Origin of the sequence: Rhodococcus sp. Chr-9 (assembly GCF_000801125.1) — a bacterium.
Taxonomy (GTDB): Bacteria; Actinomycetota; Actinomycetes; order Mycobacteriales; family Mycobacteriaceae; genus Rhodococcus; species Rhodococcus pyridinivorans.
Genome location: NZ_JTIZ01000122.1, coordinates 384,509 through 404,108, shown reverse-complemented (window position 1 = coordinate 404,108; position 19,600 = coordinate 384,509). Strand labels below are relative to the sequence as shown.

General features: G+C 68.4%; 23 protein-coding genes. 12 read left to right on the top strand and 11 right to left on the bottom strand.

Translation table 11 applies throughout. The features are described 5' to 3' along the window. Positions 1 to 21 precede the first annotated feature (21 nt). Together QR64_RS21005 and QR64_RS21000 are read left to right on the top strand one after the other, a co-directional pair. Positions 22 to 687 carry a potassium channel family protein gene (locus tag QR64_RS21005; protein ID WP_006551354.1) on the top strand — a complete coding sequence of 222 codons (666 nt, stop codon included), beginning with the start codon at positions 22 to 24 and terminating at the stop codon, positions 685 to 687. A gap of 25 nt (positions 688 to 712) precedes the next feature. Further along, entirely contained in the window at positions 713 to 1,366 is a 654-nt protein-coding gene (locus tag QR64_RS21000; RefSeq protein WP_033096558.1) for a potassium channel family protein, read from the top strand. On the opposite strand, the gene QR64_RS20995 is transcribed toward QR64_RS21000, so the two are convergent. Beyond that, positions 1,363 to 2,103, bottom strand: coding sequence for a DUF3159 domain-containing protein (locus QR64_RS20995; protein WP_006551352.1), 741 nt, complete (start codon positions 2,101 to 2,103; stop codon positions 1,363 to 1,365). The genes QR64_RS21000 and QR64_RS20995 overlap by 4 nt on opposite strands. 76 nt (positions 2,104 to 2,179) lie before the next feature. Continuing rightward, the gene (locus QR64_RS20990; protein ID WP_006551351.1) at positions 2,180 to 2,554 is read right to left on the bottom strand and encodes an OB-fold nucleic acid binding domain-containing protein; all 375 of its coding nucleotides are present in this window, start codon (positions 2,552 to 2,554) and stop codon (positions 2,180 to 2,182) included. Positions 2,555 to 2,737: 183 nt separating this feature from the next. On the opposite strand from QR64_RS20990, the gene QR64_RS20985 reads away from it, so the two are divergent. Beyond that, positions 2,738 to 3,469: an alpha/beta fold hydrolase gene (locus tag QR64_RS20985; protein WP_063714178.1), complete on the top strand. Its 732-nt coding sequence runs from the start codon at positions 2,738 to 2,740 to the stop codon at positions 3,467 to 3,469. 12 nt (positions 3,470 to 3,481) lie between these two features. Here QR64_RS20985 and QR64_RS20980 read toward each other — a convergent pair whose 3' ends face one another. Next, complete coding sequence (locus QR64_RS20980) at positions 3,482 to 4,354, bottom strand: DUF3710 domain-containing protein (RefSeq protein ID WP_039587058.1); 873 nt, start codon at positions 4,352 to 4,354, stop codon at positions 3,482 to 3,484. 1 nt (position 4,355) lies between these two features. Next, positions 4,356 to 4,826, bottom strand: a complete 471-nt coding sequence (gene dut, locus QR64_RS20975; protein WP_006551348.1) for a dUTP diphosphatase — start codon at positions 4,824 to 4,826, stop codon at positions 4,356 to 4,358. A 126-nt stretch (positions 4,827 to 4,952) separates the two neighbouring features. Between dut and QR64_RS20970 the strand changes: the two genes are divergently transcribed. Then, a complete protein-coding gene (locus QR64_RS20970) occupies positions 4,953 to 5,405 on the top strand; it encodes a DUF3093 domain-containing protein (protein WP_006551347.1) in 453 nt (150 codons plus the stop codon). Between the two features lie 185 nt (positions 5,406 to 5,590). On the opposite strand, the gene QR64_RS20965 is transcribed toward QR64_RS20970, so the two are convergent. Beyond that, the gene (locus QR64_RS20965) at positions 5,591 to 5,893 is read right to left on the bottom strand and encodes a DUF4193 domain-containing protein (RefSeq protein WP_006551346.1); all 303 of its coding nucleotides are present in this window, start codon (positions 5,891 to 5,893) and stop codon (positions 5,591 to 5,593) included. 361 nt (positions 5,894 to 6,254) lie between these two features. On the opposite strand from QR64_RS20965, the gene cei reads away from it, so the two are divergent. Continuing rightward, on the top strand, positions 6,255 to 6,938 hold the full coding sequence (cei, locus tag QR64_RS20960; RefSeq protein WP_039587056.1) for an envelope integrity protein Cei: 684 nt from the start codon (positions 6,255 to 6,257) through the stop codon (positions 6,936 to 6,938). Between the two features lie 86 nt (positions 6,939 to 7,024). Here the strand turns inward: cei and QR64_RS20955 are convergent, their stop codons facing one another. After that, positions 7,025 to 7,918, bottom strand: a complete 894-nt coding sequence (locus tag QR64_RS20955) for an inositol monophosphatase family protein (RefSeq protein WP_051121554.1) — start codon at positions 7,916 to 7,918, stop codon at positions 7,025 to 7,027. A gap of 99 nt (positions 7,919 to 8,017) precedes the next feature. Here QR64_RS20955 and ppgK point away from each other — a divergent pair, with 99 nt between their 5' ends. Beyond that, complete coding sequence (gene ppgK / locus QR64_RS20950) at positions 8,018 to 8,803, top strand: polyphosphate--glucose phosphotransferase (RefSeq protein WP_039587054.1); 786 nt, start codon at positions 8,018 to 8,020, stop codon at positions 8,801 to 8,803. 134 nt (positions 8,804 to 8,937) lie between these two features. Next, the gene (locus tag QR64_RS20945; RefSeq protein WP_019289209.1) at positions 8,938 to 10,311 is read left to right on the top strand and encodes an RNA polymerase sigma factor; all 1,374 of its coding nucleotides are present in this window, start codon (positions 8,938 to 8,940) and stop codon (positions 10,309 to 10,311) included. Positions 10,312 to 10,409: 98 nt separating this feature from the next. Here the strand turns inward: QR64_RS20945 and QR64_RS20940 are convergent, their stop codons facing one another. Genes QR64_RS20940 through QR64_RS20930 form a run of 3 tightly spaced genes read right to left on the bottom strand, consistent with a single transcriptional unit; the run spans position 10,410 to position 12,507 of the window. Then, positions 10,410 to 11,624, bottom strand: a complete 1,215-nt coding sequence (locus tag QR64_RS20940; protein ID WP_019289208.1) for a cation:proton antiporter — start codon at positions 11,622 to 11,624, stop codon at positions 10,410 to 10,412. A 9-nt stretch (positions 11,625 to 11,633) separates the two neighbouring features. Continuing rightward, positions 11,634 to 12,116, bottom strand: coding sequence for a cation:proton antiporter regulatory subunit (locus QR64_RS20935; RefSeq protein ID WP_039587051.1), 483 nt, complete (start codon positions 12,114 to 12,116; stop codon positions 11,634 to 11,636). 10 nt (positions 12,117 to 12,126) lie between these two features. After that, positions 12,127 to 12,507 (bottom strand): DUF952 domain-containing protein, encoded by a 381-nt coding sequence (locus QR64_RS20930; RefSeq protein WP_006551339.1) that lies wholly within the window; start codon positions 12,505 to 12,507, stop codon positions 12,127 to 12,129. Positions 12,508 to 12,765: 258 nt separating this feature from the next. Between QR64_RS20930 and QR64_RS20925 the strand changes: the two genes are divergently transcribed. Then, a complete protein-coding gene (locus tag QR64_RS20925) occupies positions 12,766 to 12,960 on the top strand; it encodes a hypothetical protein (protein WP_006551338.1) in 195 nt (64 codons plus the stop codon). Positions 12,961 to 13,015: 55 nt separating this feature from the next. Here the strand turns inward: QR64_RS20925 and QR64_RS20920 are convergent, their stop codons facing one another. After that, on the bottom strand, positions 13,016 to 14,743 hold the full coding sequence (locus tag QR64_RS20920) for a DEAD/DEAH box helicase (RefSeq protein WP_024100707.1): 1,728 nt from the start codon (positions 14,741 to 14,743) through the stop codon (positions 13,016 to 13,018). 211 nt (positions 14,744 to 14,954) lie between these two features. Between QR64_RS20920 and QR64_RS20915 the strand changes: the two genes are divergently transcribed. Next, positions 14,955 to 16,292 carry a YihY/virulence factor BrkB family protein gene (locus tag QR64_RS20915; protein ID WP_039587049.1) on the top strand — a complete coding sequence of 446 codons (1,338 nt, stop codon included), beginning with the start codon at positions 14,955 to 14,957 and terminating at the stop codon, positions 16,290 to 16,292. Here QR64_RS20915 and QR64_RS20910 read toward each other — a convergent pair. Continuing rightward, positions 16,265 to 16,501 (bottom strand): DUF3039 domain-containing protein, encoded by a 237-nt coding sequence (locus QR64_RS20910; RefSeq protein ID WP_006551335.1) that lies wholly within the window; start codon positions 16,499 to 16,501, stop codon positions 16,265 to 16,267. The genes QR64_RS20915 and QR64_RS20910 overlap by 28 nt on opposite strands. A gap of 73 nt (positions 16,502 to 16,574) precedes the next feature. Between QR64_RS20910 and QR64_RS20905 the strand changes: the two genes are divergently transcribed. The 3 genes from QR64_RS20905 (at position 16,575) to QR64_RS20895 (ending at position 19,581) form a co-directional block, all read left to right on the top strand. Beyond that, positions 16,575 to 16,934, top strand: a complete 360-nt coding sequence (locus tag QR64_RS20905; protein WP_006551334.1) for a DUF3099 domain-containing protein — start codon at positions 16,575 to 16,577, stop codon at positions 16,932 to 16,934. Positions 16,935 to 16,971: 37 nt separating this feature from the next. Next, complete coding sequence (locus tag QR64_RS20900) at positions 16,972 to 18,450, top strand: methyltransferase (protein WP_039587047.1); 1,479 nt, start codon at positions 16,972 to 16,974, stop codon at positions 18,448 to 18,450. Positions 18,451 to 18,618: 168 nt separating this feature from the next. Continuing rightward, on the top strand, positions 18,619 to 19,581 hold the full coding sequence (locus tag QR64_RS20895) for a sigma-70 family RNA polymerase sigma factor (protein WP_006551332.1): 963 nt from the start codon (positions 18,619 to 18,621) through the stop codon (positions 19,579 to 19,581). The last annotated feature ends 19 nt before the right edge of the window (positions 19,582 to 19,600 follow it).

Sequence of the window (19,600 nt, the reverse complement as noted above, 5' to 3'; positions counted from 1 at the left end):
ACCGGAACGGAGTCCACTGGGGTGTACGTGGTGGTGATGGGGTGCGGTCGGGTCGGTTCGGCGGTGGCCACCGCACTCGTCCGGCTCGGCCACGAGGTCGCGGTCATCGACCGCGATGAGAGCGCGTTCGGACGACTCGGCCCGGACTTCCCCGGGCGCACCGTGCTCGGCATGGGCTTCGACCGCGACGTCCTGATCTCTGCCGGCATCGAACACGCCGACGCCTTCGCGGCGGTCTCGTCCGGCGACAACTCGAACATCATCTCGACGCGCGTGGCCCGCGAGACCTTCGGCGTCGAACGCGTCGTCGCGAGAATCTACGACGCCAAGCGGGCCGCCGCGTACGAGCGGCTCGGCATCCCCACCGTGGCGACTGTGCCGTGGACCACCGACCGTTTCCTGCATGCGCTCACACACGACAGCGAGACCGCCCGCTGGCGCGATCCCACCGGATCCGTCGCCATCGCCGAGGTGAACGTGCACGAGGGGTGGGTCGGACGACGCGTCACCGACCTCGAGGATGCCACGGGTTCGCGCGTCGCGTTCCTGATCCGGTTCGGCACCGGGTTGCTGCCCGACCGCAGGACGGTGCTGCAGGCCGACGACTCCGTCTATATCGCGGCCGTGTCCGGTTCGGTCTCGGAGGCGATCACACACGCCGAGAACCCGCCGGTCGACGAGAACTGACCCGTCCACCCGAGAGGAAGCCCACATGAAGGTGGCGATCGCCGGCGCCGGAGCGGTGGGGCGCTCGATAGCGCGGGAACTGCTGCGCAACGCCCACGAGGTGATGCTCATCGAGCGCAAACTCGACCACGTAGAACCCGAGTCCGTGCCGGACGCGACGTGGGTACACGCCGATGCCTGCGAACTCAGCTCGCTCGAATCCACCGGACTCGAGCAGTACGACGTCGTGATCGCGGCGACGGGCGACGACAAGGCCAACCTGGTCCTCAGCCTGCTCGCGACCACCGAGTTCGGTATTCCACGGGTCGTAGCCCGCGTCAACGATCCGCGCAACGAGTGGCTGTTCGACGAATCGTGGGGTGTGGACGTCGCGGTGTCCACACCGCGCATGCTCGCGGCGCTGGTCGAGGAAGCCGTCACCGTGGGCGATCTGGTGCGGCTGATGACGCTGCGCAAGGGCGCGAACCTGGTGGAGGTCACCCTGCGCGACACCACCGCCCTCGCCGGGAAACCGGTCCGGAAACTGGAACTGCCGCGCGATACGGCACTCGTGGCGATCCTGCGCGGCGGGCGGGTGATCGTCCCTCAGCCGGACGATCCGCTCGAGGGCGGGGACGAACTGCTGTTCGTCACGGCGGAGGACGTCGAGGATGATCTCCGGCAGGCGGTGAACCGCTAGTCGCGGAGCCGGTGCCGACCGGGGAGCCGAGGCTGCCCGTCGTGCGTGCCGTGCTCGTCGCGGGGCTTGTTCGACAGCCCGTCGTCCGTCGCCGGATCGTCGGCCGGCGCGTCACCGACCGTCTCCGAGGGCGCGGGTTCGACGATGCGGTCGGCACGCCGGACCGCCCAGAGGGTCACGAGCAGGGCAAGAGCAGTAAGCGGCCAGCCCATGCCGATCCGGGCCACCGCGAGCCAGCCGGTGCGGTCCTCGTCGTAGAGGTGGTTCTGCACGAGATAGCGACCGAGGAAGACCAGGGTCCACGCGAGGGTCGCGACGTCGTAGGCGCGCACCGCGGTGGTATGCGAACGCCACCGCGATCCCTGGCCGTTGAGCATCCCCCAGATCACGCCCACGAGCGGTCTGCGGACGAGCACGGACAACAGGAATGCGCCCCCGTAGACCAGGCTCGCGTAGATCCCGAAGAGGAAGTATCCCTTCGCGTCGCCGGTGCGATGAGCGATGAAGGCACACAGGGCGACTCCGAAGAAGCCCGAGATCGCGGGCTGGATCGGGGTGCGCTGGATCAGGCGCCACACGAGCACCGCGAGGGCGACGCCCAGCGCGGACCAGATGGCGACGGTGAGGCCCCACAGGCTGTTGACGGGGACGAACACCAGCACCGGCAGCGTCGAATAGACCAACCCGCTGATCCCACCGAGTTGTTCGAGCATCGTCTGCTGGTTGGTGTCGCTCACTCCTACGAGCCTGCCACATCCGGCACAGGGGTACGACCCTGCGTGCACCAGGGGCACCACTCCGCGCGCACAGAGGTCAGGCGGGCTCGCGCAGCTCGTAGTAGGGGTTGTAGATCACCTTGCGTCCGTCGCGTTCGCCGACACGACCGCGGACCATCAACGTACGCCCGGGCTCGATCCCCGGAATGCGCCGACGACCGATCCACACGAGCTGGATCGAGTCGGTCCCGTCGAAGAACTCCGCCTCGACGACGGCGGCAGCGGCACGCGAACACGACTCGACACTGCGAAGACGTCCGTACATGGTCACTTCCTGACCGCGGGCGCATTCGACGACGGGTAGGGCGCCCGTGGAGTGCGAGGATTCGGCCATCTGCTCGGCATCGAGTTCTTCGATGTCCTCGGTGAGCCGCCGTGTGAGCCGACGCAGGTAGCCGGCCGGGGAAGCCATAACACGCTCCTGTACGGAAGGGGCACGGATCTCGCGCCACCGGACTCTTCTTCGCCCGCCACTGTAGACCCATTCTCGCCGGATACAAGTTGCACGGTGCACACGCGCGTGCAGCCGTCGGTCGTCCTGCTGTGCGGGCAGGTGAGCGCGGTCTCCGGGGTTCGATGGTGCAGGATCGTCCGCATGTCCCACAGCGAATCCCCGGTCCCCCCGACCGCCGGCACCGCGGTCGTGCTTCCCGGTACGGGTTCGGACGCATGCTTCGCCGAGAAGGCGTTCGGCGCCGAACTCCGACGGCGGAGCATCATCCCGATCGCCGTCGATCCGGATCCGCGCGGTGTGGTGGCGAGCTATCTCACCGCGCTCGACGAGGCGGCCGAGAACGGGCCGATCCTCGTCGGAGGGGTGTCGATCGGTGCAGCCGTCGCGTTGAGGTGGGCATACGACAATCCGGACCGGGTCGTCGGCGTCCTCGCTGCCCTACCTGCATGGACCGGCGATCCGCGGGAGGCGCCGGCCGCCGCGAGCGCGCGGTGGACGGCCTCCGAACTGCGCGCCCACGGGCTCGATACGGTCACCGCTGCGATGACGGCGTCGAGTCCGCCCTGGCTCGCCCGGGAATTGACGCGTTCGTGGAGCGCCCAGTGGCCCGATCTCCCGTCCGCGCTGGACGAGGCCGCACACTACCGGGCACTCGACGTCGACGAACTGCGTGCCGTGACCGTGCCGGTCGGTATCGCCGCCGCGGTGGACGACGCGGTTCATCCGCTCGCAGTGGGGCGGCAATGGTCGCGGGAGATCCCTCACGCGGAACTCGCGACGGTGACACTCGAACAGGTCGGGGACGACCCCTCCGTGCTCGGGAGGTTGTGCCTCGCCGCGCTCGACAGGATCGTCCCCGTCCCGAACCGATGATCGGTACCGGCCTCAGAAGCCGAGTTGCTGCATCGCCGAACCGGATTCGCCGCGGCGCGGCGGCGTCTGCCGGGCGGGCGGGACCTGCTGCGTCTGCTGGGCGGGCTGTTCCGGCGGGGCCGTCCGCGGAGCGGGCTGCGCCGGAGCTGCGCCCTGTTGCTGCTGCGCGGCGGCCTGCTGTTGCTGCTGCGCGGCGGCCTGCTGTTGCTGCTCCTGCGCCGCGACGAGCTGGCGGGTGAGTGCCTCGGGCAACACGATCGGCAGCGGTGTACGGACCGGATGGGGTTCGGATCCGCGGCGGACGACGGTGCCGGAGATCACCGACCGTGCGATCCCGACGAGTTCGGAGTCGGCTCCGGCGTTCCCCGAGGGCGCCGCGACGACGCAGCGGATCATCCAGCGGAAGCCGTCGACACCGATGAACCGGAGATCCGCGTTCGCGGTCCTGCCGTGCAGTTCGCGACCCCACGGCCCCGATTCGATGCTGACCTCGGCCTTGTCGTTGCGCAGCGTCTCCGCGAGCTCGGCGGCGACCTCACGCCACTGTCCCGGCGACTTCGGTGCGGCGTACGCGGAGACCGTGATGCGCCCGAACTGGGTCACGAGATGGACGTTCTGCGGCGTCCCGTTCGGAGCCATCTCGACCTGGATCTGACCACCGGCCGGCAGCGGTACGAGCACGGATCCGAGGTCGAGACGGGAGGCGGTCACCGTCTCCTCGTCGACCTCGTCGATGTCGTACGGGCCGGAATCGGCCGCACTTCCGGTGGCGTACTCGTCGTACTCCTCGTCGGCGGGCTCGTCGTACGCGCCGAGGTCGCCGGCGGAAGCGGCGTCGGTCGCCTCGATGTTCGACCCGCGGTCCTTGCGGCGTCGTCCGAACATGTCAGGAACCCTCCTTCACGAGGCCGGCGTGCCCGCCGCTCGATCCGTATCCGCCGCTGCCCCGCGCCGTGTCGTCGAGCTCGTCCACTTCGACGAATTCGACGAGTTCGACACGCTGGACGAGCAGCTGCGCGATGCGGTCGCCTCGGCGGAGTTCGACGGCGCGCTCGGTGTCGTGGTTGATCAGACACACCTTGATCTCTCCACGGTAGCCCGCGTCGACCGTCCCGGGAGTGTTCACGACGGACAGACCGAACTTGGCGGCGAGGCCCGAACGCGGGTGGATCAGGCCGACCGTGCCCACGGGCAGCGCGACGGCGATGCCGGTGCCGACGAGCGCCCGCTCCCCCGGGCCGAGGGTCACGTCGACCGACGTGCACAGGTCCACACCGGCGTCACCGGGGTGGGCACGAGTGGGCACGGGGAGCTCCGGATCGAGCCGGCGCAGCGGTATCGGGGGAAGATCGGTCACGTTGTCCGAGACTACTCGCGTGCCGGGTCGCTCCGCCGAGGCGACTATCCTTACGGTGTGTCCCGTTCCTCGCGCACCTCACCGACTACACCTCCGACGGCCGACGCTCCGACCTTCTCGGAGCGGATGTGGGTGCCGTGGTGGTGGTGGCCGATCGGGCTCGGTGTGGCCGCCCTGCTCGCGGCCGAGCTGCACATGGGTGCCCCGGGGATGTACGCGTGGCTTCCCTACGTCCTTCTGCTCCCGGTCCCGATCTGGGTCCTGACCTGGCTCTCACGCAGCCGGGTCGAGGTGGTCGACGGCGAACTCGTCGTCGGTCGCGCACATCTGCCCGTCGACGTGATCTCGCGGGGTGTGGTGGTTCCGGCGTCGGCCAAGAGCGCCGCGATGGGCCGCCAGCTCGATCCGGCGGCGTTCGTCCAGCACCGTCCCTGGGTGCGGACCATGGCGCTCGTCGTGCTCGACGACCCGGAGGATCCGACACCCTACTGGCTGGTGAGCACGCGGCGGCCTGCCGAACTGCTCGCGGCGCTGGGTTGCGACGAGTCGGGCCGCAAGGACGATCCGACCCGCAAGTAGGGCTGTTCGAACGGGCACCGGGTCCCCGGATACGACAGGGCCCGGATACGACACGGCCCCGGATGCCGGGAACAGCAGAGGCTGCCGCGGCGCCGGGGCACGCAGGAGGGAGACGCGGGTGACCACGGCGCATCGTCGTCACCCGGCCTCGTTTCGCACCTATGTCCTCACGCTGCCCTATGTCCTCACGCTGCGCAGTCCCGGCAGATCATGACACCGTTCTCCTCGCTCGCGAGTCTGCTCCGGTGATGCACCAGGAAACAGCTCGAGCAGGTGAATTCGTCGGCCTGCTTCGGGACGACACGCACCGACAGCTCTTCGCCGGACAGATCCGCCCCGGGCAGCTCGAAGGACTCGGCGGTGTCCGATTCGTCGACGTCCACCACAGCGGACTGGGCCTCGTTGCGCCGGGCCTTCAGTTCCTCGAGTGAATCCTCCGACACATCGTCGCTGTCGGTCCGCCGGGGTGCGTCGTAGTCAGTCGCCATTTCCTCTTACCTTCTAGTACTCGTACCGGTAGCCGGCCGGGACACGGACGGTGCTCCCGGCCAGGGCAACGCACGGCCGTCCGTTGGAGTTCCCGACGGGTGTGCCATTGCTGTGGCATACCCGAATTGACTCTGTTTTCGCGCCGCACCGCCCATTCTTGGACGGTTCGGCCGCCGAACAATAGCCGACCTCACGCACGAATATGCAATCGATGCGTGGAAACGCCGGGAATTGTCTGGCAATCGTCATCAACAACACAACGACTCGTGACATTTCCTCGGGTCGGCGGTTCCACCGACCACGTCCGCGACCTCTACAGTGAGTGCGACGAACACGGCATGACACGAGAGGCAGGGCCGCGTGGTTTCCCTGATCACCGAAGGAAGCGCAACCGATGACCGCGGCCGCCCGTTCCGTCGGCGCCGGGTGGTCCCGGCCGCCGTGGCGGGTGCCGTCCTCGCCGCAGGCACGATCGTCGTGTGGTCCTCCGTGTTCACCTCGTCCGAGCCCGTCACGACCACCGTGGCGTGCAACGCTCCCCCGACCGAGGCCATTGACCCCGAAGGCCCGCAACCGGCTCCGCTCGGCGAGGTCGTGGACCGGTCGACGCTGCTCGAGGTCGAACCCGCTCCCCTGACGGCCACCCGGGTGCGCGTCTACAACGCCAACGGCGAACGCGGCCAGGCCACGCACGTGGCCGCTCAGCTGAGCGATTACGGTTTCTCGAGCCCGCCCGACGTGCAGGCCGGCAACGATCCGGTCTACGTCGACCAGAACATGCAGTGCCAGGGGCAGATCCGCTTCGGCGAGGCCGGGCGCGCTGCTGCGTCCTCGGTGTGGTTGCTCGCCCCGTGCGCCGAGTTGGTGCAGGACACACGCGAGGACGACACCGTCGACCTCGCGCTGGGAACCTACTTCCGGGACATCTCCCCCGGGGCGGATGCCGAAGAGGTCCTGCGGGCACTACGCGAGGTCCCGGCAGGCGAGGAGACGGCTCCGCTCGACCTCGATCTACTCACGGCCGCACGCAATGCCCGGTGCTGAATCTCTTTTCACAGACCGTGCATCCTGTTTTTCGTCACTGTTGCGGTAAAAGGTGACGAACCACAATTCATGATGTGACGAAACGGTCAATTCGGAATTGCGTCGAGCGCTCCGATTTCGGCGAGCAGAGTTTCGAAATCGGCCGCGATCCCCGGCGCGGCCGCGACCGTGAGTTCCCCGTCGTCCCCGGTGCCGCTCGGGACACGCACCACCGCACCGGCTTCCGCAGCGACGAGCGCCCCCGCCGCCCAGTCCCAGGGACCGAGTCCGTGTTCGTAGTGGGCGTCGACCCTGCCGGCCGCGACCATGCACAGGTCCAGGGCGGCCGCTCCGACACGCCGGATGTCGCGCACCCTCGGTAGCAGCGCTGCCACCAGCTCACCCTGACGTGCGCGTCGTGCCGGCGAGTACGAGAAGCCGGTCGCCACGAGCGCCAGTCGCGGATCCGTCACGGGATTGCATCGCAACGGCACCCGCGTGCCGTCGACGTCCAGATGGGCACCGAGACCCTCTGCCGCCGAGAACGTCTCCCCCGAGGCGATGTCGACGACGGCACCGGCCACCGAGCGTCCGTCGACCCGCGCGGCCACCGAGACCGCCGAGGCGGGGAGTCCGTAGACGAAGTTGACGGTGCCGTCGATGGGATCGACCACCCAGACGACTCCGCTCGCGGCAGTCGCCGTCCCGCCGTCGGCCCCGGTCTCCTCGCCGAGGAAGGCGTCGCCCGGCCGCAGTTCCGTGAGCCGACGCCGGATGAGTTCCTCACTCTCGGTGTCGGCGGCGGTGACGGGATCGGTCACCGTCGATTTCGTCCCCACACTGGCGGCCTCCCCCGAGCCCGGAGGACCGAACAGCTCGACCCGGCGTACACGGACGTAGGACGCGGCCTCACGGGCGACGGTCACCGCCACATCCCTCAGCGCGGACAACTCGGATTCGGGGATTGTTCTCTGTGCGTGCACGAACCGATCCGAACACAGTGCCGACGGTTTCGCCACCGACCCCGCACCCGGTGACACCGGGCACTATCGTTTCCACGAGCGGAGCAGCCGGCCCCACCCAGCGAGAGGAAGTACGCAATGGCACAGGACGTCCCCACGGACCGAGCGACTCCCGTCAACCACGGATTCGGAGTCGACATCGGGGGAAGTGGCGTCAAGGGTGCCGTGGTGGATCTCGACACGGGCCGCTTGGTCGGCGACCGCATCAAGATCCTCACCCCGCAACCGTCCACTCCCGAGGCCGTGGCGAAGACGGTGGCGCAGATCGTCGAACAAGCCGGCTGGACGGGTCCCGTCGGCGTGACCCTGCCGAGCGTGGTCACCGGAGGTGTCGCCCGCACCGCCGCCAACATCGACAAGTCGTGGATCGGGACCGACGCCGGATCCCTCTTCTCGCGGGTGCTCGGCGGCCGGGACGTCTCGGTGCTCAACGACGCCGACGCCGCGGGAATCACCGAAGACCGCTTCGGTGCCGCCAAGGACACCGACGGCGTGGTGATCCTCCTGACCTTCGGCACCGGGATCGGTTCGGCCGTGTTGCACAACGGTGTACTGCTGCCCAACACCGAGTTCGGGCACATGGAGGTCGACGGCAAGGAGGCCGAGCACCGCGCCGCCTCGTCGGTCAAGGAGCGCAACGACCTGTCGTACAAGCAGTGGGCCAAGGAGGTCTCGCGCGTCCTCGCCCGCTTCGAGGATCTGCTCTGGCCCGACCTGTTCATCGCGGGCGGCGGCATCAGCCGCAAGCACGAGAAGTGGATCCCGCTCCTGACCAACCGCACCCCGGTGGTCCCCGCCGAACTGCGCAACGCGGCGGGAATCGTAGGGGCTGCTTATGCTGCGAAAACAGGTGTCACTCCCTGAGTCCGGCGCATCGGCCGCCCGAGGGATCGTTACAATGGTCCCCAGCAGGCCGGAACCGGCCCTCATCCCGACAGACCTCTCCGCCGGAATCACTCTGGCGCGACGCCGCACTACCTCGTCACGAAAGGGCGTACGTGGCAGCCACCGACATCCACACCGCTGATTCCGCCAACGAATCGGCACCCGTTGCGGACGCTTCGAGCGTCGCAGGCGCTGCGGATTCCGCGGAGGGCACCGCTCCCGGTGCCAAGCCGCCGGCGAAGAAGACCGCTGCGAAGAAGGCCCCCGCGAAGAAGGCGGCCGCCAGGAAGGCTCCTGCGAAGAAGGCAGCCGCCAAGAAGACCACCGCGAAGAAGGCAGCAAAGAAGGCCACGAAGGCTGCGGGTTCGGGCGACGAGGACTTCGACGCCACCGAGGAAGCGGACCTCGCAGACCTCGAGGTCTCGGAGGGTGATCTCGCCGGCGCCGAGGATGTGGTGGTCGAGGACGACGAGCCCAGCGAGAAGGACAAGGCCTCGGGCGACTTCGTCTGGGACGAGGAGGAGTCCGAGGCGCTGCGTCAGGCACGCAAGGACGCCGAGCTCACCGCCTCGGCCGACTCCGTGCGCGCCTACCTCAAGCAGATCGGCAAGGTCGCCCTCCTCAACGCCGAGGAGGAAGTCGAGCTCGCCAAGCGCATCGAGGCCGGTCTGTACGCGACCCACATGCTGCAGCAGCTGGCGGCGAAGGGCGAGAAGCTCCCCGTTGCGCAGCGCCGCGATCTGAACTGGATCTGCCGCGACGGCAACCGGGCCAAGAACCACCTGCTCGAGGCGAACCTCCGTCTCGTCGTCTCGCTCGCCAAGCGCTACACCGGCCGCGGCATGGCGTTCCTGGACCTGATCCAGGAAGGCAACCTCGGTCTGATCCGCGCGGTCGAGAAGTTCGACTACACCAAGGGTTACAAGTTCTCCACCTACGCGACCTGGTGGATCCGTCAGGCCATCACCCGTGCCATGGCCGACCAGGCCCGCACCATCCGTATCCCGGTGCACATGGTCGAGGTCATCAACAAGCTCGGTCGTATCCAGCGCGAGTTGCTCCAGGATCTGGGCCGCGAGCCCACGCCCGAGGAGCTCGCCAAGGAAATGGACATCACGCCGGAGAAGGTGCTGGAGATCCAGCAGTACGCGCGTGAGCCCATCTCCCTCGACCAGACGATCGGCGACGAGGGCGACAGCCAGCTCGGCGACTTCATCGAGGACTCCGAGGCCGTCGTGGCCGTCGACGCCGTCTCCTTCACCCTGCTGCAGGATCAGCTGCAGTCGGTGCTCGAGACCCTGTCCGAGCGTGAAGCGGGCGTCGTGCGTCTGCGCTTCGGCCTCACCGACGGCCAGCCGCGTACCCTCGACGAGATCGGTCAGGTCTACGGCGTGACGCGCGAGCGCATCCGTCAGATCGAGTCGAAGACCATGTCGAAGCTGCGCCACCCGTCGCGGTCGCAGGTGCTGCGCGACTACCTCGACTGACATCCGTCACGAAGAACGAGGGCCATCCGATCGGGCGGCCCTCGTTCTTCGTTCCGGACCCCGGGGTCAGCAGAAGAAGGCCGCTGGAGAAGGGGCGGCTAGAGAAGCTCCGGTTCGTCTCCGGGAAGGCGCTGTCGCTCGTCACCTCCGGGGAGTCGTGTGGATGCGAACCGCATCACCGGTTCGACGACCCGCGCGGCCACCGGACCGAGCACGGCGGTGATCATCACGTATGCCGAAGCGATCGCCGCGAGGCGACTGTCGACGTGTCCGGAGGCGACGGCCAGCCCGGCGATCACGATGGAGAACTCTCCCCGGGCGATGAGTGCCGCGCCGGCGCGCGCCCGGCCCATCACGGCGATACCGTGACGGGCCGCCGCGATCCATCCGGTGACGAGCTTCGTCAGCGCGGTCAGCACGGCCAGCAGGATCGCCCAGCCGAGCACCGGCGGTATCGCCGTCGGATCGGTGTTCAGCCCGAAGAAGACGAAGAAGATGGCGGCGAACAGGTCGCGGAGCGGTTCGAGGACCCGGACCGCGTTGTGTGCCGTCGAACCGGAGATGGCGATGCCCAGCAGGAAGGCGCCCACGGCCGCGGACACCTGCAGGGCCGACGCGATCCCCGCCACCAGCAGCGCTGCGCCGAGCAGCTTGAGCAACAGCGTTTCCCGATCGGGGCTGTCGAGCACGACCGAGACGTAGCGCCCGTATCGCACCACCAGCACCAACACCACGGTGACGAGACCGAGTGAGATCGCGACGGCTTCGAGGCCGCCGAGCAGACTCACGCCCGCCAGGATCGCAGTGAGGATCGGGAGGTAGACGGCCATCGCGAGATCCTCGAAGACGAGGATCGACAGGACGACCGGTGTCTCGCGGTTGCCGAGGCGCCCCAGATCGGCGAGGACCTTCGCCACGATCCCGGACGACGAGATGTAGGTGACACCCGCAAGCACGAAGGCGCCGATGGGTCCGAGACCCAGGATCAGCGCGATGGCGGCTCCCGGCACCGCGTTCAGGGCGAGGTCGAGCAGGCCTGCCATCCGGGAGCGTCGCAGGCCGCTGATCAACTCGTTCGCTGTGTACTCGAGACCGAGCAGCAACAGCAGCAGGACCACGCCGATCTCGCTGGCGATGTGACTGAACGCCCCGATATCGCCGAGCTGGATGAAGCCACCATTGCCGAAGCACAGGCCGCCGATCAGATAGAACGGGATCGGCGACATGCCGATCCGCGCCGCGAGCCGTCCGAGGACGCCGAGTCCGAAGAACACCGCACCCAGTTCGATGAGTGCGAGTGTCGTCGTGTCCATTCTGCGGGATCAGCCGTTGCGCAGGATCCTGGCGGCCGCGTCGAGACCGTCGGCCGTTCCGACCGTCACCAGGATGTCCCCACCCGTGAGAACGAAGTCGGGTGTCGGGGACGGCATGACCTGACCGGCACGCATCACGGCCACGACGCACACACCGGTGCGGGTGCGCAACGCGGTGTCGCCCAGTACCGCTCCGTCGAACCGCGAATCCTCGTGGATGTGGAGTTGGCGGGTGAGGATTCCGGGCAGGTCGCGGTGGTCCTCACGCAACTGGGCGACGAGCTGTGGGGCACCGAGCAGATTGCTGAGCGTCGCCGCCTCCTCGACGGTGAGAGGCAGGGAGGCCGCACACGCGTCGGGGTCGCCCGCCTTCGAGATGATGAGGTCGCTGTGACCGTCCCGATGGGTGATCACCCCGATGCGGCGCCCGGAGGCCAGTTCGAAGTCCTTGCGTACACCGATCCCGGGAAGCGGCGTCACGTCGACGATCATGGTCGAAAGACTAGTCCTCCGGACCGACGGCATCCGCTCGCTCCCGGTCGAGGGGCGGGAACCGACCGTCCGGTCCCGGCAGGTAGGGCGTCACCTCCACAACGACGTCGACGGGCAGGGGCCCGTAGAGGTGCGGAAAGCGCATCGACTCCGGGTCCTCCGGTACGCCGGGTTCGAAACGGAGCGGGTCGACGAGGCGCGTCGGGTCGACGCGCAGCAGGAGGAGGTCCGTGCGGCCTGCGTACAACCGGTCGGCGGGCAGGTGCACCTGGTGCGGGGTCGACAGGTGGACGAAACCCTGGGTCCCGAGGGAGTCCGGCACGACCGCCCCGAGGGGTCGGAAGTGGTCCCAGTCGTCGCGGGAGATGATGTGCAGCAGGGTCTCGGTCATGGCGTCATTGTGCGTCGGACAGCCCGTCCGGGGCGTTTCCGGCCCCCTCAGGCTCTGCGCTGTGAGCGAACACACCGTGCGGAAAACGGCCATGTCGAAGCATTTTCGCTGTTCGATGCGTGAAACACGCCACCATTGGGCATCCAGGGGAACAACACGTGAATACGAATCGTCTGTCAGAGTAGATCCACCGCGCCGGCCGGTGCGGCGGACCAGACCCCGGCACCCGATATGAGCGGTGGCCAGTTTGGAGGAGTCATGCCCGGTACGTTGACCAGCCCGAAATTGACCGCTGCAGATCGCTGCGATCGGTGCAATGCCGCCGCTCGTGTCCGCGCCGTCCTTCCGACCGGCGGAGAACTGTTGTTCTGCGGGCACCACGCGAACGAGCACACCGACCGCCTCCGTGAACTCGGAGCGACGATCGTGAGCGAGTCCGACGCCACCGTGTGATCCGCCGTCCGGAACCACGNGGCGACCACCTCGAGGTGGTCGCCCGTTCTCGTCGTCACCAACTGCGCAGGATCGCGATCCGGTCGCGCAGTTGCTCGGCGGTCGCCATCGCCGTCGGCGGACCACCGCACTGGCGACGCAGTTCGCCGTGGATCACCCCGTGCGGCTTCCTGGTCCGGTGGTGCACGACCGCGACGAGCGAGTTGAGTTCGCGACGGAGCTGGGCGAGGGTGTCGGCGGTCTCGACACGCTCGGTCACCTGGGGCGGCGGCGTGGGTGCCGGTTCGGCCTTCGGCTTGTTCAGCTGCTGTTCCTGACGCTGACGCAGCAGCGCCCGCATCTGTTCCGCGTCGAGCAGACCCGGGAGCCCCAGATAATCGGCCTCCTCGTCGGAACCCGCGAATGTCGCGGTGCCGAAAGAGGATCCGTCGTAGATGACCTGATCGAGTTCGGCGTCCGCCCCGAGCGAGTGGTAGGCCTTCTCGTCCTCGCCGGGCTCGTCCTTGCGCCGGTTCGCGTCGGCGAGCAGCTCGTCGTCGAAGCCCTCCTTGACCCGGTGCGGCTTGCCGAGGACGTGGTCGCGCTGGGCCTCGAGCTGGCTGGCGAGCTCGAGCAGCACCGGCACGGACGGCAGGAAGACACTGGCCGTCTCCCCCTTGCGGCGCGACCGCACGAAGCGGCCGATGGCCTGCGCGAAGAACAACGGGGTCGAGGCGCTGGTCGCGTACACACCCACCGCCAGTCGCGGGACGTCGACGCCCTCGGACACCATGCGCACGGCGACCATCCACCTCTGGTTGCCCTCGCTGAACTGCGAGATGCGGTCGGAGGCGGTGGGATCGTCCGAGAGCACCACGGTCGGCATCTCGCCGGTGATCGACTCGAGGATCTTCGCGTACGCACGCGCGGTGGTCTGGTCGGTGGCGATGACGAGCCCACCGGCGTCCGGCATGCCGCCGGCACGCAGCTGCTGCAGACGGGTGTTCGCCGCCCCCAGCACCGCAGGAATCCAGTCGCCTTGGGGATCGAGGGCCGTCCGCCACGCCCGGGCCGTCTGCTCGGCGCTGAGAGGCTCTCCCAGTCGCGCGGTGAACTCCTCCCCCGCACTCGTGCGCCAGCGCGCCTCGCCCGAGTACGCGAGGAATACGACGGGGCGCACGACGCCGTCGGCGAGTGCGTCGGCGTAGCCGTAGGCGTGGTCGGCCTTGGACTGCAGCAGACCGTCCTCGTTCGGTTCGTAGCTCACGAACGGGATCGCACTGTCGTCGCTGCGGAAGGGCGTACCGGTCAGTGCCAGACGGCGGGTTGCGTCCCCGAACGCCTCGAGAATGCCCTCACCCCAGCTCTTCGCGTCGCCACCGTGGTGGATCTCGTCGAGGATCACCAGGGTGCGACGCGCCTCCGTGCGCACACGGTGCTTGAACGGGTGCGAGGCGATCTGCGCGTAGGTGACCACGACGCCCTGGTAGTCGCTCGATGTCTGCCCGGTGGAGTTCGTGAAGTTCGAGTCGAGCGCGATGCCGATGCGGGCCGCAGCACCCGCCCACTGGTGCTTGAGGTGCTCCGTGGGGGCGACCACCGTGATCTGGTCGACCGTCCGGTCGCGCAGCAGCTCCGACGCCACCCGGAGGGCGAAGGTCGTCTTACCGGCGCCGGGGGTCGCGACGGCGAGGAAGTCGCGCGGCTTCGTCGCGAGGTACTTGGTGAGGGCGCGGCGCTGCCAGGCACGTAGCTGGGCCACAGGGGCGGAGGTCGTAGCTTGTCCGACGGTTTCGGTGCTCACCGGTTTCTCGTGCTCCTTGTCCGCTTCGCTCGGGTCGGTGCCACCGCACTCGTCCGGGCGCCGACCGTCATGCAGCCTATCGTCTCGGAGCCCGCGAACCCGCCGAAGCCGCGGCGTCGGCGGGTTCTCCGAGGACTGCGTGGCAGAATTCGAGAGGCCCTCACCTGCCTGTGCGCGCACGCGAGCGTGTCTTCAGGAATTCTGGAAGTAGATGAACGACACACCACGATCCCCCGCACAGGCACCCTCCGGCCGCGTTCGCCGCGCGGTCGGAAAGGGCTGGAAGGTCGTGACGCACACCCTGTCGTCGGCCTGGGACCACTCGATCTTCAGCAAGGCGGCGACCGCGGCCTTCTGGCAGACCCTCTCACTGCCGCCCCTGTTGCTCGGTCTGCTCGGCAGTCTCGGTTACGTCGGTGGCTGGTTCGGTCCCGACACGGTGGAGATCATCACGTCGAAGACCGTCACCTTCCTCCGCTCGGTCTTCAGCGACAGCGTGGTCGACCAGATCATCGAGCCCACGGTCGAGGACGTCCTCCGTCGGGGTCGCGCCGACGTGATGTCGTTGGGCTTCGTGTTGTCGCTGTGGGCAGGATCGTCGGCGATCTCGACGTTCGTGGATTCGATCGTCGAAGCGCACCACCAGCAGGACCATCGCCACCCGGTGTGGCAGCGGATCTTCGGGCTGCTCCTCTACGTGATCTTCCTGATCCTGGCGGTGTTCACGATGCCGCTCGTCGCGCTCGGACCCACTCTGATCGGCCGGTTGCTGCCCGACGCCTGGTTCGATGTCGGCTCACGGATCATCGACACCTTCTACTTCCCCGCGGTGGGTCTGCTCCTACTGATCGGTCTGACGACCCTGTACAAGGTGGCGCTGCCGAAGTCACTGCCGTGGCACCGACTGCTCGGTGGCGCGGTGCTGGCCGGGGTGTTCTTCCTCGCGTCGAGCGTGATCCTGCGGTGGTACCTGACGTGGGTCGCGGCCACGGGCTACACCTACGGTGCGCTCGCCGCCCCGATCGCGTTCCTGTTGTTCACGTTCTTCCTGGGGTTCGCCGTGGTCCTCGGAGCGGAGTTCAACGCCACGGTGCAACAGTTCTGGCCGGCGCGCGCCACGCGTCTGGAGCAGTGGCGGATCTGGCTCGCGGAGCAGTCGGCCCGTGATCCGTCGCCCGACAGCGGACCGGTGACGAACCTCACCCGCCGGTTGACGAGCTCCACGACCATCCGGCTGTCGGACCTGATCCGGCCCGGGGATCGCCAACCCGAGTCGTGGCCGATCGACGGGAAACCCGTCGAGTCGGATGCGGCGCCGGACGATCGGCCTGCCCCCCACGACGACACTGCCCCCCACGACGACACTGCCTCGCACGACGACAAGGCCGGGGGATCCGAAGTTCCCCCGGCCCAGACCGAACTGTTGACGGTGGAGGCAGTATCACCGTCTTCGCCGGCAGCAAGACCGTCGCCGGAATCACCCGACGCCGCGGCGGACGACGAGGTATTCCACCAGGTGTCTCAGTCGCCCTTGCGCAAACCGTCGTAGACTTTCTTGCATTCGGGGCACACCGGCGAGCCGGGCTTCGGCGACCGGGTCACCGGAAAGACCTCACCGCACAGCGCGACCACATGGGTACCCATGACCGCACTCTCGGCGATCTTGTTCTTCTTCACGTAGTGGAAGAACTTCGGGGTGTCGTCGTCGGTCGTTTCGTCGGTGGTGGTATCCGGCCGTTCCTTGATATCCGTGCTCACGTGTCCATGATGCCGCACGGAAGGGCCGGATGTGTATGTGCGTGCGACGGCCCGGCGTGGGAAGGTGGAAGACATGGCGAGAACTCACGGTTTCGGCGGATCCCCCGAGAACGGATCGCCCGACAACCCGGTTCTGATCACCGCGGCGGAGGCGTCGCTCGAGGATCAGCACCGAGCACGGGTTCGCAAGTACCTCACCATCATGTCGGTCCGCATCCCAGCCCTGCTGCTGGCGGCGATCGCGTACGGCGTATGGGCCAATCCCTGGATCTCGATGGCGATCATCGGGGTGTCGATCCCGCTGCCGTGGATCGCCGTCCTCATCGCCAACGACCGGCCGCCGCGCCGCAAGGACGAACCGAGCCGCTGGGACGGCCGCTTCGACGATGCCCCGGCGATCGAGTCGTCCCGCCACCATGTGATCGACGGCTGACAGGGACCCCGGACGGGACGCTTGCGAGAATGTCGTGGTGGACCGCGACCTTCTCCTGTCTCTCTGCCCGGCTCTGCGCACCGCATTGATCCGGTGCCGCTACGACCTCGACACCGTCCGGGAACTGCTCGGCCCCGAGGCGCACGCCGCCCTCGGGCGTAGCGAACCCGTCCCTGCTCGGCGCATCGCGCGCGGTGCGGGCGATCTCGGCGTGCTCGTGCGGCTGTTCCTCCTCCAGGACACCTGCCCCGAGGATGAGGTCGCGCAGGCTCTCGCTCCGGTGACGACGGAGCAGGCCGTGCAGGCGGGACTCGTCGAACGCGACGGCGACGGCGTGCGGGCCGCTCTCGACCTGCGGCCCCTCGACGCCGGGACCGGCAGCCGCTGGGTGCTGTCCGATCTCGACGGCTCGATCCGGCCCGTCCCGACCCGCCCCGATCACGTCCTCGGCGTCGGTCAGGCCTCCCTGTCGCTGCTGCAGGCCACCCCGACCGATCGGGTCGGTTCGGTGCTCGATCTCGGCACCGGTTGCGGGGTGCAGGCGATCCGCGCCGCGGACCACGCGGACGAGGTCACCGCGACCGACATCAACCCCCGCTGCCTGACCCTGGCCGCCGCGAGCGCCGCGTTGAACGAGATCGACATCGATCTTCTCGAGGGGTCGTGGTTCGAGCCGGTCGCCGGCCGGACCTTCGACCGCATCGTCGCGAATCCACCGTTCGTGGTGAGCGCCGGACGTGTCGAGCACAGCTACCGCGATTCCGGTCTCGACCTCGACGGCGCCAGCCGGCTCATGATCTCGCAGGTCGCCGAACACCTGAATCCCGGCGGCACCGCCGCGATGCTCGCGTCCTGGGTGCACGTCGAGGGCGAGGACTGGCGGACCCGCGTCGCATCGTGGCTGCCGTCACACGGCGTCGACGCCTGGATCGTGCAGCGCGATGTCGCCGATCCGGCCCTCTACGTCGGGACGTGGCTGCGAGACGGTGACGCCGATCAACGCGAGCCGGAGGTCGCGGTGCGCGCCGAGCAGTGGCTCGACCACTTCGAGGAGCAGGGCGTCGAGGGCGTCGGGTTCGGGTTCGTCTACCTGCGCCGCACCGACCTGCCGTCCGATGTGATGGCCGAGGACCTGCGGCACGCGTTCACCGACGCGCTGGGCGACGAGGCGATCGACTACTTCCGGCGGCTCGACTGGCTGCGTACACACGAGGTGCTCGACGCCCGTTTCGCGGTGCGGCCCGACACGGCCCTCGAGCGGGTGCACCTGCCCGGCGAGGACGGGTGGAACCAGGTGGTCGTGCGGGTGCATCGGGGTGGCGGTCCGGCCTGGCAGCACGAGGTGGACGACCTCGCGGCCGCCCTGCTCGGCGGCATGCGCGCTGACGGTCTTCCGCTCGGGGATCTCGTGTCGCTGCTCGCGGCCGCGCACGGCGAGGACGAGGACGACCTCCTCACGCAATCGGTGGGCCTCGTGCACGGCTTGGTGCGGCACGGGCTGATCGAGCCCGTCTGACCCCCTCCGGGGCGTTCCTGAGGTTCCACGATTCGGTTCTCTCAGCAACTTCTCAGGAGCTCATCGGGTTAGTGCAGGTCAGCGCGGTGGTACTCCGAGACCGACGGGAACTCCACCGCTTCGCCGGTCGTTGAACCCTGTGAGACACCACCGATGAGGAGGCACGTCATGGCACGCCCCGAAACCACCGCTCGCTTCGATTCCGACCTGGACGGTCAGAGCCCCGCAGCCGATCTCGTTCGCGTCTACCTGAACGGCATCGGACGGACCGCTCTGCTCACCGCAGCCGACGAGGTGGAATTGGCCAAGCGGATCGAGGCCGGCCTGTATGCCAAGCACCTGCTCGAGACGAAGAAGCGTCTGTCGGCGGCGAAGAAGCGCGACCTCGCGATCATCGTCCGCGAAGGACAGGCCGCTCGCAGCCACCTGCTCGAGGCGAACCTGCGCCTCGTCGTCTCGCTGGCGAAGCGTTACACCGGACGCGGTATGCCCCTGCTGGACCTCATCCAGGAGGGCAACCTCGGCCTGATCCGCGCGATGGAGAAGTTCGACTACGCGAAGGGCTTCAAGTTCTCGACCTACGCGACGTGGTGGATCCGTCAGGCCATCACCCGCGGAATGGCCGACCAGAGCCGCACGATCCGGCTCCCCGTCCACCTCGTCGAACAGGTCAACAAGCTCGCCCGCATCAAGCGTGAGCTGCACCAGCAGCTCGGCCGCGAGGCGACCGACGAGGAACTCGCCAACGAGTCGGGTATCCCCGTCGAGAAGATCGCCGACCTGCTCGACCACAGCCGCGACCCGGTGAGCCTCGACATGCCCGTCGGCAACGACGAGGAGGCCCCGCTGGGCGACTTCATCGAGGACGCCGAGGCGACGTCCGCCGAGACCGCCGTCATCGCCGGACTCCTGCACAGCGACGTCCGCAGCGTCCTCGCGACGCTCGACGAGCGCGAACAGCAGGTCATCCGGCTGCGCTACGGCCTCGACGACGGCCAGCCCCGCACCCTCGATCAGATCGGCAAGCTCTTCGGGCTGTCCCGTGAACGTGTCCGGCAGATCGAACGCGAAGTGATGGTCAAGCTCCGCGAAGGAGACCGCGCCGAGCGCCTTCGCGCCTACGCCAGCTGACCGGGCGCGTCAGCGGTAT

Coding starts and splice junctions, on each gene's coding strand:
- QR64_RS20930 (WP_006551339.1), bottom strand. CDS start 12,507: ATGACCGAGACCCTGCTGCACATCATCTCCCGCGACGACTGGGACCAC.
- QR64_RS20925 (WP_006551338.1), top strand. CDS start 12,766: ATGCCCGGTACGTTGACCAGCCCGAAATTGACCGCTGCAGATCGCTGC.
- QR64_RS21000 (WP_033096558.1), top strand. CDS start 713: ATGAAGGTGGCGATCGCCGGCGCCGGAGCGGTGGGGCGCTCGATAGCG.
- QR64_RS20895 (WP_006551332.1), top strand. CDS start 18,619: ATGGCACGCCCCGAAACCACCGCTCGCTTCGATTCCGACCTGGACGGT.
- QR64_RS20985 (WP_063714178.1), top strand. CDS start 2,738: ATGTCCCACAGCGAATCCCCGGTCCCCCCGACCGCCGGCACCGCGGTC.
- ppgK (WP_039587054.1), top strand. CDS start 8,018: ATGGCACAGGACGTCCCCACGGACCGAGCGACTCCCGTCAACCACGGA.
- QR64_RS20980 (WP_039587058.1), bottom strand. CDS start 4,354: ATGTTCGGACGACGCCGCAAGGACCGCGGGTCGAACATCGAGGCGACC.
- QR64_RS20915 (WP_039587049.1), top strand. CDS start 14,955: ATGAACGACACACCACGATCCCCCGCACAGGCACCCTCCGGCCGCGTT.
- QR64_RS20940 (WP_019289208.1), bottom strand. CDS start 11,624: ATGGACACGACGACACTCGCACTCATCGAACTGGGTGCGGTGTTCTTC.
- QR64_RS20965 (WP_006551346.1), bottom strand. CDS start 5,893: ATGGCGACTGACTACGACGCACCCCGGCGGACCGACAGCGACGATGTG.
- QR64_RS20990 (WP_006551351.1), bottom strand. CDS start 2,554: ATGGCTTCCCCGGCCGGCTACCTGCGTCGGCTCACACGGCGGCTCACC.
- QR64_RS20905 (WP_006551334.1), top strand. CDS start 16,575: ATGGCGAGAACTCACGGTTTCGGCGGATCCCCCGAGAACGGATCGCCC.
- QR64_RS20935 (WP_039587051.1), bottom strand. CDS start 12,116: ATGATCGTCGACGTGACGCCGCTTCCCGGGATCGGTGTACGCAAGGAC.
- QR64_RS20970 (WP_006551347.1), top strand. CDS start 4,953: ATGTGGGTGCCGTGGTGGTGGTGGCCGATCGGGCTCGGTGTGGCCGCC.